Annotated in this window: 12 protein-coding genes; all 12 read left to right on the forward strand. The window is 69.8% G+C overall.

The features are described from left to right. Positions 1 to 97: 97 nt before the first annotated feature. Positions 98 to 634, forward strand: coding sequence for a hypothetical protein (locus Verru16B_RS02765; protein WP_157772146.1), 537 nt, complete (start codon positions 98 to 100; stop codon positions 632 to 634). Continuing rightward, entirely contained in the window at positions 631 to 1,173 is a 543-nt protein-coding gene (locus Verru16B_RS02770; RefSeq protein ID WP_069960854.1) for a c-type cytochrome, read from the forward strand. The genes Verru16B_RS02765 and Verru16B_RS02770 overlap by 4 nt, the downstream gene beginning before the upstream one ends. An 18-nt stretch (positions 1,174 to 1,191) precedes the next feature. Then, positions 1,192 to 3,318 carry a TonB-dependent siderophore receptor gene (locus Verru16B_RS02775; protein WP_069960855.1) on the forward strand — a complete coding sequence of 709 codons (2,127 nt, stop codon included), beginning with the start codon at positions 1,192 to 1,194 and terminating at the stop codon, positions 3,316 to 3,318. Positions 3,319 to 3,330: 12 nt separating this feature from the next. Then, positions 3,331 to 4,257: a DJ-1/PfpI family protein gene (locus Verru16B_RS02780; protein ID WP_069960856.1), complete on the forward strand. Its 927-nt coding sequence runs from the start codon at positions 3,331 to 3,333 to the stop codon at positions 4,255 to 4,257. Positions 4,258 to 4,284: 27 nt separating this feature from the next. Further along, on the forward strand, positions 4,285 to 4,797 hold the full coding sequence (locus Verru16B_RS02785) for a hypothetical protein (protein WP_069960857.1): 513 nt from the start codon (positions 4,285 to 4,287) through the stop codon (positions 4,795 to 4,797). Next, complete coding sequence (locus tag Verru16B_RS02790) at positions 4,794 to 6,881, forward strand: TonB-dependent copper receptor (RefSeq protein WP_069960858.1); 2,088 nt, start codon at positions 4,794 to 4,796, stop codon at positions 6,879 to 6,881. The genes Verru16B_RS02785 and Verru16B_RS02790 overlap by 4 nt, the downstream gene beginning before the upstream one ends. Before the next feature lie 12 nt (positions 6,882 to 6,893). Beyond that, on the forward strand, positions 6,894 to 7,292 hold the full coding sequence (locus tag Verru16B_RS02795) for a copper-binding protein (RefSeq protein WP_069960859.1): 399 nt from the start codon (positions 6,894 to 6,896) through the stop codon (positions 7,290 to 7,292). 7 nt (positions 7,293 to 7,299) lie between these two features. Then, on the forward strand, positions 7,300 to 9,525 hold the full coding sequence (locus tag Verru16B_RS18625; RefSeq protein WP_069960860.1) for an SCO family protein: 2,226 nt from the start codon (positions 7,300 to 7,302) through the stop codon (positions 9,523 to 9,525). A gap of 10 nt (positions 9,526 to 9,535) precedes the next feature. Beyond that, the gene (locus tag Verru16B_RS18530; protein WP_069960861.1) at positions 9,536 to 10,564 is read left to right on the forward strand and encodes a DUF4198 domain-containing protein; all 1,029 of its coding nucleotides are present in this window, start codon (positions 9,536 to 9,538) and stop codon (positions 10,562 to 10,564) included. Between the two features lie 127 nt (positions 10,565 to 10,691). After that, the gene (thpR, locus tag Verru16B_RS02810; RefSeq protein WP_069960862.1) at positions 10,692 to 11,237 is read left to right on the forward strand and encodes an RNA 2',3'-cyclic phosphodiesterase; all 546 of its coding nucleotides are present in this window, start codon (positions 10,692 to 10,694) and stop codon (positions 11,235 to 11,237) included. 119 nt (positions 11,238 to 11,356) lie between these two features. Then, positions 11,357 to 12,565 (forward strand): chromate efflux transporter, encoded by a 1,209-nt coding sequence (gene chrA, locus Verru16B_RS02815; RefSeq protein WP_069960863.1) that lies wholly within the window; start codon positions 11,357 to 11,359, stop codon positions 12,563 to 12,565. Between the two features lie 171 nt (positions 12,566 to 12,736). Then, positions 12,737 to 14,170 carry a DUF2478 domain-containing protein gene (locus Verru16B_RS02820; protein ID WP_069960864.1) on the forward strand — a complete coding sequence of 478 codons (1,434 nt, stop codon included), beginning with the start codon at positions 12,737 to 12,739 and terminating at the stop codon, positions 14,168 to 14,170. Position 14,171: the final 1 nt, after the last annotated feature.

A 14,171-nucleotide genomic window follows, 5' to 3' on the forward strand; every position in this document is an offset into this window, starting at 1 on the left:
CCGCCCGCCGCCCGATGAACTTCGACTTGGAGCCACTCCTGCAAAATGGGACTGCCCGTGGATCCCATTCATGGTGCGGGGGTGGCTCCTTCCGCTGATGCACCCGCCGGCCCCGCTCTCTGCCGCCCTCCCACCGCTGCTGGCCACTGCCGTTCTCCTCCTGGCTACTGCCAGCAGCTGGCGGGCCCGGCGCGTCTGGGTCGAGTCGGTCGGGCTAGCGGCCGGCGTGGCCGGCCTTGCGCTGGCCCTGGCCGGCCTGCCTCGCCCCGTCTCCGCTTCCCTCCTGCCGTCCGCCAGCCTCCTCCTGATCTGGGTTGTGTTCGCCGCCAGCGAATGGCGCTTCGCCCCCGACCTGGGACAGACCGGCTTCAGCTGGACCTTCCAAGCCGCCCTCCGCCCGACTCTCGGCACCGGCATCGGCGCGACGCCCGGCTTCCTCGCGCTCCTGTTTTGGCATGACAACCCCTGGCTGCCGCTGCTGCAGCCGCTGGCCCTTGTCTCCGGCCTGCTCGCCGCCCACCGGCTCGATCTGGCTTTCCACCAACTCACCTGCTCCACCCCGGTCCGCCGCCCGTCCGATGACGACGAAAGCGACGGCCCGAACCTTCCTCTGCCCGAAAACACCCACGTATGAACCTCCCCCCACGTCTCCTCACTCTCGCCCTGTCCCTTCTCACGCTCGCCCTGACCGGCTGCGGTCCGGCGGAAAAAACCACCGTCGCGTCGACGGCGGCTCCCGCTTCTGCGGCGCCGGGGGCCCCGGCTGCTCCCGCCGCGGCCCCCGCCCCGGCAACCGAGGCCGAGCTCGCCGCCGGCAAGGCCGTCTACCAGCGCGTTTGCATCGTCTGCCACATGGCCGACGGCAAGGGCGTGCCCGCCGCCTTCCCCCCGCTCAACGGCTCGGAGGTCATCGCCGGCGATCCCGACCGTCTCATCCGCATCGTCCTCCACGGTCTGCAGGGCCCGATCGAGGTCGCGGGCAAGACCTTCAACTCGGTCATGCCACCCCAGGGCCCGATCCTGAAGGACCATGAGATCGCCAAGGTCCTCACCTACGTCCGCCACACCTGGGGCAACGGTGCCTCCCCCGTTTCAGACCAGGCCGTCACCACGGTCCGCAAAAATGTCCAGCGCCCCACCCCGTGGACCTGGGCCGAACTCAACCAGAAGTAACCTTTACCACCACGTACCATGCAACTCCCCCGCCCCGTCATCGTCGCCCTGCTGGCCCTCGCGCCGGCCGCCCTCTCCGCCCAGACCGCCGCCCCTGCCACCGGCCCGGTCCTCAAGCTCGAACCTTACTCCGTCACCGGCTCCCGGCCAGATGACCTCTCCTCCCTCGCCGACAAGACCGGCGTGGACCCCCGGCTCGCCGCCCAGTCCTTCGCCGTCGTGCCCCGCGCCGTCCTCGACGACCAAAAGGTCCTCACCCTCGCCGAGGCCACCCGCAACGTCTCCGGCACCGCCACCGACTTCGGGTTCAACGGCAGCAGCGCTCCCCTCCTCATCCTCCGCGGCTTCCAGACCACCTCCATGACCGCGATGGGCATGATGTCCGGCATGTCGAGCTACTACCTCAACGGCACCAAGGTCCAGGGCATCCCGGTCAACATGGCCAACGTCGAGAGCGTCCAGGTCGTCAAGGGCCCCGACTCCGTCCTCTTCGGCCGCGGCGAGCCCGGCGGCCTCGTCAACGTCGTCTCCCGCCCCGTTAGCGAGACCACCCGCTTCAGCCTCGAAGGCACCGCCGCCGATACCGGCGCCTACCGCGTCATCGCCGAGGGCAGCGGCCCGCTCGGCACCGGCCGCGCCCTCTTCGGCCGCCTCGCCGCCTCGACCACCCGCGTCGAGAGCGACCGCGACTTCGTCGTCGAAAACATCCTCGGCCTCAGCGCCGGCGCCGTGTGGGCGCCCGACGCGAAAACGCGCGTCAGCCTCACCGTCGACCGCGTCGAGCAGGAATACCGCAACGACTATGGCGTGCCCGCCCTTGGCAACCGTCCGGCCAACCTGCCCGACTCGCGCCAGTTCAACGACGCCCCCGAGCTGTCCACCATCGACACCACCTCCGCCCTCCTCGAGTTCCGCCGCCAGCTCAACGACGCCTGGTCGCTCAAAGCCCGCGCGCTCACCCTCGAAGCCGACACCCACGAGATGGACATTTCCCCATGGCGTTCTGACCTAACGACCGGCGAGGACCGCATCGCCGTCGCCAACGAGCTCGCCCGCTACTACTATTACATCCGCCCCGACGGCCGCTACCGCCTCGACCAGTTCACCCTCGACCTCACCGGCAAGTTCGAGACCGGATCCCTCGGCCACACCCTTCTCGCCGGCTTCGACACCTACTACGGCCGCAAGACCGGCACGACTTACTTCCAGCAGCTCAACTCGGTCAACATCTTCAACCCCGACTTCAGCCAGACGCCCCGCTTCGACCCGGCGATGGCCATGCCGGTGGAATACGACGACCATAACCGCTGGACCAGCGTATACGTCAACGACCAGGTCGCCCTCGGCCACGGGGTGCACCTCGTCGGCGCCCTGCGCTACGACCGGACCAGCGCGATCTTCGCCGCGCCCGGCACGCAGGCGAACAAGGAATCCTTCGTCACGCCGCGCGCCGGCCTCGTCTGGGAGGTCCGTCCGGGCCACGTGCTCTTCGCCCAATACCAGGACGCCGTCGCCGCCAACAACGGCCGCAACGTCGACGGCACCCCGCTCGACGCCGAGACGGCCCGCCAGGTCGAGGCCGGCTGGCGCTACACCGCGCCCGACCAGCGCCTCACCACGACCCTCTCGGTCTACGAGCTGACCAAGAGCAACCGCACCGACTACTCGCTCTACCCGGTCACCATCCAGACCATCGGCGAGGCCCGCTCGCGCGGCGTCGAGTGGGACTTCCTCGGCCGCGTCACCGACGAGCTCTCCGTCATCGCCTCCGCCGCCTACACCGAGGCGGAAGTCACGAAGGATCCGTTCTACCAGGGTACCCGCCTGGCCAACGTGCCGCGCACCTCCGGCAGCCTCTGGACCCGCTACCAGCTCGCCGGCGGGTGGGCCGTCGGCGCCGGCGTCTTCGCCCAGGGCCAGCGCCAGGGCGACCAGGCCAACACCTTCCAGCTCCCCGGCTATGCCCGCACCGACGCGATGCTCTCCTACGACTTCACCGCCGGCATCGCCCGCGTCACCCTCCAGCTCAACGTGGACAACGTCCTCGACCGCCGCTTCTACACCGGCAGCCACCAGTTCGTGAAGGACTGGATCGCCCCCGGCAAGCCGCGCACGTTCACGTTCAGCGCGCGCGTCGAATATTAACCGGATCCACCCATGAAATCCCGGCCTGCTGTTCGGCTCCTGCTTCCCATCGTCGCCTGGCTGGCGCTGGCCGGTCTTGTTGCTTCCGCCGCGCCTTCCCCCGACGCTGACGCCGTGCCGGATGCCCGGCTCACCGCCCCACTCGCGGTCCCCGCGAACGGTGAAATCCGCGTCGCTTTCCTCCTCTCGCCCGGAGCGGAAGTGGTCGATTTCGCCGGCCCATGGGGGGTGTTCGAATACGTGTTTGTCGGCCAGGATTACCGGAGACCCTTCAAGCTCTACACCGTCGCCGCGGCGAAGGAGCCGGTCACCGTCTCAGGCGGCCTGACCGTGATGCCCAACCACGCCTTCGCCGACGCTCCCGCGCCCGATGTCATCGTGGTACCGGCCATAGACCTGGAAAAGCTCGCCCCCTCCGCGCTCGAGTGGTTGCGCGCGGCGCAAGCAGACACCGCTGTCACGATGTCTGTTTGCAACGGGTCCCTTGTTCTCGGCCAGGCTGGCCTGCTCGACGGCAAAACCGCCACCGCCCACCATGGCGGCTATACCACCCTGCGCGCGGAGTTCCCGAAGGTGAACGTGGTCCGCGGCGTCCGTTACGTCGAGGATGGCAAGATCGCCACCGCCGGCGGCCTGACTTCGGGCGTCGATCTCGCCCTGCGCGTGGTCGAACGCTACTACGGCCGAGAGGCGACGCTGCAAACCGCGCGGTATCTCGAATACCAAGGCACTGGCTGGATGCATCCGCAGAGCAATGCCGAATTCGCCCGGAAGCCCGCTCAAGTTCCAGGATATTCGCTCTGCCCGGTCTGCGAAATGGGAGTCAGTGAAACAACCGCGCTGAAGACCGAATTTGAAAGGAAGACCCACTACTTCTGTAGCCAGTGGTGCCAAGATCACTTCGCGGCGAATCCCCAACGCTACCTCGACGCGAATTGAGCCCCGCCCTCTGCCGCCATTCACCCCATGAACTCCTGGAAATTCTCCCTCAAGCAGACGGCCGTCACCGTCTACATTTTCTTCCTCATCATTGCGCTCGGCTACGCCGTCGGCTTCGCCGCCCACGGCCAGATGCTGGTCAAGATCGCGCTGCCGCTCGGCCTCGCCGTCATCCTCGCCGTGTTCTGGCTCGGCCGCACTGCCGAGCTGCTGGCCTGGGCCGGTCTCACCACCTGGTTGGGCATGACCTACGCCCACACCGGCCCGCCGGTCGAGATCGCCGTGTTTTTCGGCTACGTCGCTTGCGCCGCCCTCGGCGTCTTCCGCTCGCCGTGGTTCCTTGCCATTCCGTGGCTGGCTCACATCGGGTGGGACTTTCTGCCGCGCTCCCTGCCCAAGATGTATGAGGAACTGCCCCACGCCTGCGCCCTCTTCGACGGCCCGATCGGCCTCTACCTCGCCTGGGGCGCCTGGCGGCGCCGCTGGCCGCAACTTTCGCCCACGCCAAATCCGCAACCGACAACCGATCCGCATCCATGAAAACGTCCGCCCGTGTCCTCCTGGCGCTGCTGGCCCAAGCCTCCACCGCTCTCCTCGCCCAAACCACCGCCCCGGCCCCCGCCGCGGGCGAATCCGACCCGATCCGGCTCGAGCCAGTGGTTATCACCGCGGCCCAGACCCAACAGCCGCTCGTCATCACCGCCGACCCGAAGGCCCCCGCCCAGCCCGTGCCCGCCCACGACGGCGCGGACGTCCTCAAGAACATCCCGGGCTTCGCCGTCATCCGCAAGGGCGGCACCGACGGCGACCCCGTCCTCCGCGGCCTCGCCGGCTCCCGCCTCGGCATCCAGGTCGACGGCGAGTGCATCTTCGGCGGCTGCGGCTCCCGCATGGACCCGCCCACCGCCTACGTCTTCCCCACGGCCTACGACCGCATCACCGTCATCAAGGGCCCGCAGACCGTCCTCCACGGACCGGGCAACACCGCCGGCGTCGTGCTTTTCGAGCGCGACCTGCGCCGCCTCGACCAGCCGTATAACGGCTTCCTGGCCTCCGCCACCGCCGCCAGCTTCGGCCGCGTCGACGGCGTCGTGGATGCCCGCAGCGGCACCGCCACCGTGCAGGCCCGCGCCACCGGCACCTTCACCCGCGCCGACGATTACGAGGACGGCGCGGGCCGCGCCGTGCACTCCGCCTACGAACGTTGGAGCACCAACGCCACCCTCGCCTGGACCCCCGACGCCCACACCGTCGTCGAGTTCACCGGCGCCCGCAGCGACGGCGAGGCCGCCTACGCCGACCGCATGATGGACGGTGTCCTCTTCGACCGCACCAACTATGCCGTCCAGGTCCGGCGCGAGAACCTCTCGTCCCTCGTCACCCGCGCCGAGGCCCGCTGGTTCCACAACTACGTGGACCACGTGATGGACAACTACACCCTGCGCCCCTTCGTCGCCTCCATGATGATGCCCGGCCGGTCCGTCTCGAACCCCGATCGCCTCACCACCGGCGGCCTCGCCCAGCTCACGCTCGCCCCGGCCGCCGCCGTCACCGTCACCGCCGGCCTCGACACCCAGCGCAACGTGCACGCCCTCCGCTCCACCATGAACCAAGGCATGATGCCCTACGAAGCCCGGGCCCGGGTGCGCGACGCGAAATTCACCCAGGCCGGCGCCTTTGCCGAGGGCAACTGGCTCGCCGCCCCGGGCCACCGCGTCATCGCCGGCGCACGTCTCGACCGCTGGGAGGCCCAGGATCCCCGCGCCACGGTCGCGCTTTCCATGATGAGCACCGCCGCCAACCCCAGCGCCGGGCGCACCCGCACCTCCGACCTGGCCAGCGGCTTCGCGCGCTACGAGCACGACCTCGACGGCGGGACCCCGGTCACACTCTACGCCGGCCTCGGCCGCGTGCAGCGCTTCCCCGACTACTGGGAACTGATCAAGAACGAGAGCGCCGCCACCGTCTCCGCCTTCGGCACCAAGCCCGAGACTACGACCCAGTTCGACGCCGGCGCGCTCTACCGCGCGGGTCCGGTCGAGTTCTCCCTCTCGGTCTTCGCCGCGGACCTCGCCGACTACATCCTCGTGCAGAGCAACGTCGCCAAACCCTCCGGCATGATGGGCAGCCGGATGGCCGTCATCACCCGCAACATCGACGCCTCCACCTTCGGCGGTGAGGCCGCGCTCGCCTGGCGCTTCGCCGAACACTGGAAGGCCGACGCCTCGCTCGCCTACGTGCGCGGCGAGAACGACACCGACTCCCGCCCCCTCGCGCAGCTGCCGCCGCTTGAGGGCCGCCTCGCTCTCGCCTACGCCACGACGGACTGGTCGGCCGGCGGCCTCGTCCGGCTCGTGTCCGCCCAGGACCGCGTCGCCGTCAACCAGGGCAACATCGTCGGCCAGGACATCGGCCGCTCGTCCGGCTTCGCCATCCTCTCCCTCAACGCCAGCCGCCGCTTCGGCCAGCACTTCCGCCTCTCCGCCGGAATCGACAATCTCCTCGACCGGACGTATGCTGAACATATCAGCCGCGCCGGCGGCATGGTGTCCGGCTTCATCCAGACCACCCGCGTCAACGAACCCGGCCGCACCCTGTGGCTGAAGCTCGATGCGTCCTACTAAACCACCCTTCCCATGAAATCATCCCTCCGCCTCCTCCTCGCGCTGCTTGCCCTCCCGGCCGCGACGCTCTGGGCCAACGAAAAAACCGACGCCCCGTCCAAGAACTGCGGCTGCGCCTGCTGCAAGGGCAAGGCCACCTGCTGCTGTAACGAGGAAACGTCCGCTGAACCCGCCCCACCCGACCAGGCGAAGCGGTACCCCCTCAAGGGCGTGATCATGGACATCCTCGCCGACCAGACCGCCCTCCTCGTCAAACACGAGGCGATCCCCGGCTACATGAAGGCCATGACGATGCTGCTCAAGGTCGACGCCGCCACCCTCGCCGCCGCCACCAAGGGCCAGGCCATCACCGCCACCCTCGTCGAGCGCGCGGACGGTTTCTGGCTCGAGGACGTCCAGTCGGCCAAGTAACCCTCGCATGCGCCCGCTGCTCCTCGTCCTCGCTCTCACGCTGGCCGGCTGTTCCCGCCAGGAACCGCCGGCCGCGCCCGCCCCCGCCGGCCCGAAGGAATACGCCCTGACCGGCGAGGTCGTGGCGCTCACCCCGGAGCGCAACGCCATCATCGCGAAGCATGACGAGATCCCGGGTTACATGCCACCGATGACGATGGAGTTCATCGTCGAGGCGCCGGAACGCGCGAAGCTCGCCGAGGGCACGCGCTTCCGCGCCCGGCTGGTCGACGACGACTCGGGCACCTTGCGCCTGCTCGACGTCGTGCCGCTCGACCCGGTCAAGGAGGCCGCCGTGGCCGCCGCCGCCAACCAACTGCGGCAGGACACCTCCATGCGCGGCAACTCCGCCTACCGCGAGATCGGCGAAACCGTGCCGTCGTTCACCCTGTACGACCAGTACGGCGAGATTTTCTCCCCCAGCCGCGTCCGCGGAAAATGGGTCGTGATGAACTTCATCTACACCCGCTGCCCCATCGCCACGATGTGCCCCGCCGCCACCGCCCGCATGTATGACCTGCAACGAACCGCCCGCGAGCAGGGCCGCGACGACTTGGAGCTGATCTCCGTCACCCTCGATCCGGCCTACGACACGCCCCCCGTGCTGAAGAGCTACGCCGAAACCCGCGGCCTCGACGGAAGAAATTTCCACCTCCTCACCGGTCCCGAGGGCGCCGTGCGCGACCTGCTCGTCCAATTCGGCGTCATCGTCGAGCCCGGCGAAAATTTCCTGAAACACACCCTCGCCACGCTCCTTATCAACCCGCAGGGCAAGATCGTACACCGCGTGGACGGCACCTCCTGGAAACCGCAGGTCTTCCTCGACCGGTTGCCCGCGGTGAAACCCGCCCCCGCCGTCACGCCGCTCACCTCCGCCGTGCCCGCCGACTCCGGCGAGTCGAGCCTCGTCCGCGGCCCCGACGGCACGGTCTACCTGACCTATTCCGGCGCTGGGCGCTTGACCGAGGAGCGCGGCCTCTGGCTCGCCACCCTCGCCCCCGGGGCCGCCGCGTGGACCGCGCCGCGTCTCATCACGAGCACCCCGCTGCTCATGGAAAATTGGGCCGACTTCGCCACGCTCACCGTGGCGACCGACGGCACGCTCTGGGCCCAATGGTACCAGCGCCCGTCCGGCGACGAGCCCCGCGGCTACGATGGCTGGTTCGCCCGCTCGACCGACGGCGGTGATTCCTGGTCCGACCCCGCCCCGCTCGGCCACGAGTTCGTCAGCCTCGCCCCGCTCTCCGGCGGCCGCGTCCTCGCCGTGTGGCTCGAAAGCACCCGCGTGCGCGACCCAAACGCCCCGCGCGTGAAACGCGATCCCAACGCCCCGCGTCCGGCCCCGGACCCGAACGCCCCCTACGCGCCCTCGATGCGCCTGAAATCCCGCCTCCTCGCCCCCGACGGCGCCGCCCTCCAGGAGTGGATCGTGGACCCCGACGTCTGCACCTGCTGCCAGACCACCCTCGCCTCCCTTCCCGACGACCACGTCCTCGTCTCCTACCGCGGCCACCTGCCCGACGAGACCCGCGACAACCAGCTCGCCCGCTTCGATGGCACCGCCTGGGACACTCCCCGCACCCTGCACGACGACGGCTGGAAGATCCCCGCCTGCCCCGTCAACGGCCCCGCCGCCGATGCCCTGCACGAGCATACCGCCGTGGCGTGGTTCACCGCTGCGGAGGGTGTGGCGAGGGTGCAGGCCAAACTCTCCCCCGACGGCGGTCGCACCTTCGGCCCCGCCCTGCCCATCGACCTCGGCCGCCCCATCGGGCGGCTCGACCTCGTGTCCCTCGCCGACGGCTCGTCCGTCATTTCCTGGCTCGAGGCCCGGAGCGAGAACAACGCCGCCGGCCTCTACGTGCGCCGCCTCTTCCCCGACGGCCGGCTCTCCGCCCCCCTGCAGGTCGCCGCCACCAGCGCCGTCCGCGCCAGCGGCTTTCCACGCCTGGCCGCCCAACCGGGCGACCACTTGCCCGTGGTCATCAGCTGGACCGACGCCACCCCCTCCGACCCGGCCGACCCGAAATCGCCGGCCGCGACGCGCGTCCTCACCGCCCGCTTCGACGCCGCGCGCCTGGCCAAGGCCGCGCCCACCGCCGCCGTGCCCGGCTCCGTCCGGCCGATCGCCGTCGTGCGCGGCCAGAACCTCGAACTCCTCGAGGTTTGCGCCGTGCCGGAAATCGGCCACTGATTGCCCCATCATGTTGCCCCGCGTTGCCCGCTTCCTCCTGCTCACCTGCCCGGTCCTGCTCGCCGCTCACGAATGCTGGCTCCAGCCCTCACGTTTTGACCCCGTCCCCGGTCAGGAGCTGGGGCTGCGCCTGAATGTCGGCATGAATTTCCAAGGCGAGGCGCGGCCTTTCAACCCGCAGCGTGCCGCGCGCCTGGCCTACTACTCTGCCGCCGGTGCCGCCGACTGGACCGGAAAGACCTCGGGCCAGACCGAACTGGATTTCTCGCTCCCCACTCCCGGCACCCACGTCCTCGCCCTCGATAGCGGCGCGAACCTCATCACCCTCGAGGCGGAAAAATTCAACGCCTACCTCAAGGAGGAAGGCCTCACCTCGGTTCTCGCCCAGCGCGAGCAGGCCGGGGAGACCAACACGCCCGGCAAGGAACGCTACATCCGCCATATCAAGACCCTCCTGCAGGCCGGCGGCCGCAGTGACGACACCTGGCAGATACGCACCGGCCAGCGCCTTGAACTCGTGCCGCTCAACAACCCGGCGACCGTGCACCCCGGCGGCACGCAGCGCGTCCAATTGCTCTTCGCCGGCCAGCCGCTCGCCGACAACCTCGTCCGCGCCTGGCACCGGGCCGGCGACAAGCTAACGGTGATCGACGTTCGCACGAGCGCCTCCGGTGAAGCCGCCTTCACCTTGCCCGCCGCCGGAGCGTGGATGCTGAGTACGGTGCACATGGCCCGTGTCACCGGCGACGCGCAGGCCGACTGGGAAAGCCTCTGGGGCAACCTCACCTTCGCGATCACCGAGCCCGCACCCGCCCACCCGGTGAAGGGCGTGATCATGGGCATCATGACGGAGAAGACTGCGCTGCTCGTGAAGCACGAGGAGGTCCCTGGCGTGATGCGCGCCATGACGATGATGTTCAAGGTCGACCCCGCCGTGCTGACGCGCGTGAAACGCACCGACGCGATTCGCGGCAAGATGCAACGCCGCCCCGACGGCTGGTGGCTCCTCGACGTCGAGGTCCTCCCCCCGGCGAAATAACCCGACTCCCTCCCCGCCGTGTACCGTCATGCACAAGTAACCTAATGGGTTACTCGTGCATCGGGCGCCGGACCGGCGGGTGACTCCGGTGCCTTGCTTCCCAGCGGCGGAGAATTTCAGTGCCATCATGCCCCGCCTGTTTGTTGCCCTTATCCCTCCCGCAACCGTGCGGTCCGAACTGGCGGCCGCCGCCACGCCGCTCGCGGGCGTGCGCTGGACGCCGGCCGCGAACCTCCATCTGACGATGCGCTTCATCGGCGAAACCGACGACGCGCACATGGAACGCTATGCCGCTGCGCTCGCGCGCGTCCGGGTGGAGTCGTTCCTCCTGCCCGTCGGGGGCGTAGGCGTCTTCCCGTCGCGCGGTCCCGCCAAGGTGCTCTGGGCCGGCGCGGGCTCCGGTCACACCCGGCTCTACCAGCTCCGCAAGCAGGTGGATGAGGCACTGCTCACGGTCGATACCGGGCTCACGCTGCCGGGTTTCCACCCGCACTTCACCCTCGGCCGGATCGGGGAGGGCTCCGACCGCAAGGAACTCACGCGCTTCCTGGAAAAGCAGGCCGACTTCGAGGCCCCACCGTTCCGCGTCGCGGAATTCCACCTGCTGGCCAGCGAGCTGAGCGCCGGGCGCCCGCCAACTTATCGCCCGGTGGAATCGTTTCCATTGGCCTGACCCGGTGGAGGGCCCGCGTCCCGGCGGGCCGGCTCGCAGAGACGCGAGCCCTCCTCATCGCCCCCTTTCGTTACAAAGAAAGGCGTGCAGCGGACGACAGGCTTCATTTGCTGGACCCCATGCCGCCCCGTCCGTCCGTGCTGGAAATCTTCCTGGTCGCATTGCGACTCGGCTGCACGTCGTTCGGCGGACCGGTGGCGCACCTGGCATTTTTCCGCAAGGAATACGTGGAGAAACGCCGCTGGCTCGACGAGGTCCACTACGCCGACCTCGTGGCGCTCTGCCAGTTCCTGCCCGGACCCGCCAGCAGCCAGACCAGCTTCGGCATCGGCTACCTGCAGCGAGGCCTCGCGGGCGGTCTGGCGGCGTGGCTCGGGTTCACGCTGCCCTCGGCACTGCTGATGATCGCCTTCGCCCTCGGCGTCACGGCTCTCGGCGACCTCGGTGCCGCCGGCTGGCTGAAGGGACTGAAGGCCGCGGCGGTGGCGGTGGTGGCCCAGGCGGTGTGGGCCATGAGCAAGACGCTCTGCCCCGACTGGCCGCGCCGCGTCCTGACCCTGGCCGCCGCGGCCCTGCTGCTTTGGCTCCCCTTCGCCTGGAGCCAGATCGCGGTGATCGGGGCGGGGGCCATCGCGGGGCTGGCCTTTCTGCGCAATCCCGCCGCCCATCGCGAAAACGCGGAAGAGCGGAAACACGGAAAATCCGATTCCGCGCTTCCGTCCTTCCGCGTATCCGCGATTTGCCTCGTTCTTTTCTTCGGGCTGCTGCTCGGACTGCCGGTGCTGGCCGGCCTGTCCAACCGTCCCGCCCTCGACCTCTTCGACCGCTTCTATCGCGCCGGCTCGCTCGTCTTCGGTGGCGGCCATGTGGTGCTGCCGTTGCTGGAACGCGAGGTGGTGGCGCCCGGCTGGGTGACGCCGAACCAGTTCCTCGCCGGCTACGGCGCAGCTCAGGCCGTGCCCGGCCCGCTCTTCTCGCTCGCGGCCTATCTCGGCGCGGTGACGACCCACGGACCGGGCGGAATCTCCGGCGGATGCTGGGCGCTGCTGGCGGTTTTTTTGCCGGCTCTGCTGCTGGTGGCGGGCGCGCTGCCCTTCTGGCAAACCCTGCGCGGCCGGCCGGCGGCGCAGGCCGCGATGCGCGGCGCCAACGCCGCGGTCGTGGGCGTGCTGCTCGCCGCGCTCATCCACCCGGTCGGCACGCTGGGGTTGGTCGACGCCCGCAGCACCGCGCTCGCCGTGGCCACCTTCGTCCTCCTGCAACGGACGCGCGTGCCGGTCTGGGCCGTGATCGGCGGCGCCGCCTTGGCGGGCGCCGCCTTCATGTAGGGGCACCGCTGACCCCGTTCGACAAGCTCAGGGCCCCCGAGGGGCGGCGACCTCACCCGCGCGGGCGGCAGCGAGGGCTAACCCTGCGGTCCGATCCCCATCGAACCCGTAAGACGCGCCTTGTGCTTGGCAGGACCACTTCGCCCCCCATTGTCGCGGCTGCTACCCCTGATGTCTGAAGCCTCCGTCCACGCGGCTGCGCCCATTCCCAGCCTCCTGATCGCCGTCACCGGCGGACCGGGGGCCAGCAAGACCAGTGTTCTCGCGGAGCTGGCCGCGGGTCAGCTGGCCCGCGGGCTCCGCGTCGAGGGCATCCTGGCCCTCGCCGGCCGCCGCCGCCAGCCCGGCCAGGGCGCCGAGGAATACTGGCTCCGCCTGATCGGCACCGACCAGGAACTGAGCTGGGCGATCCGCGACGAATCGCTCATTCCGCCGTACTACTTCGAGCCCGAGACCGAGCGGAAGCTCCATGCCTGGGCGGAGCGGCTCGCGGCCCTGCCGCCCACCCCGCTCTTGATTCTCGACGAATTTGGCAAACTCGAGCTCATGGGCCGCGGGCTCCTGCCCGTGTGGAAAAAACTGGCCGGGGCCCGGCCGCAAATCGTGGTGATCGCGCTGCGCGCGGATCTCGTCAGGCCGATCGAGGACCTGCTGGGCCGGAAATTCGACCTGTGCCTCGCCGCGGCCGCACCCGACACCCTGCCGCGCCTGCTGCGCACGACCGAGGACTTCGGCGAGTGGACGCGGCTCGGCCTGGTCGGCGGCGCGGCCGGCGGCCTCGAGATGACCGTGGGCGCGATGCTCCATGCGGCCCGGATCCCCGCCCGCGGCCTGGTGATGAGCAGCCTGCAGGGGGCGATGATGACCTTCGCCGGCTTCGGCCTGACGCAACCGGGCCGCGTGATCTGGGTCCCGTTCATCTCCGCCGGCCTGAAGGCGCTCTCGCCGGCCGGCAGCCGCGTGCGACCCATGATCGCGATCTGTGCCCAGGGTCTGCTCTATGGCGGGACCGTGCAGCTGCTGGGCTGGAATGCTCTCGCCGTGACGCTCGGCGGCGCGCTGATCGGCGCGTGGTCCGCCCTGCAGGGCTTGCTCCTCCAATACCTTTTTCTTGGTGAGGAACTCATCCGCGCCTACGACTCCACCGTGCTATGGCTGGCCGGCGAGTGGGGCGTGACCGCCCCGAGTCTGCCCTGGGTCATGGGTGCATGGGCGGGCTTGTGCGCCCTCTGCGCCGGTGGGGTCGCCGCCACCGCCTGGAAACTGCGCGCTCCGCCCGCGGCGCTGCGCCGGATCATCGAACGCGAGAAGGCCGGAGCCGCCGCCGGCACCCGCCGCGTGGGCGGGCGCTGGCGCGAATTCACCCACTGGCAGTTCTGGCTGCCGTTGCTGCTGGTCAGCGGCATTCTGCTCGCTGCCGGACGCTCCTGGGAAAGCATCGCCTGGCTGGCGCTGCGCTTCGTCGCCGTGGGGTTCCTGCTGATGACGCTGGTCTCGTGTCTGCGCCCGGCCCGCTGGGCGGACTACCTGCGCAAGCTGGGCTGGTGGGGCCCGGCGCTCGCGCTGGGTGGCGCTTTGCGCCGGCGCGAGGCGCCCAAGGAATAGG

The sequence above is a fragment of the Lacunisphaera limnophila genome (assembly GCF_001746835.1).
GTDB classification, from domain to species: Bacteria; Verrucomicrobiota; Verrucomicrobiia; order Opitutales; family Opitutaceae; genus Lacunisphaera; species Lacunisphaera limnophila.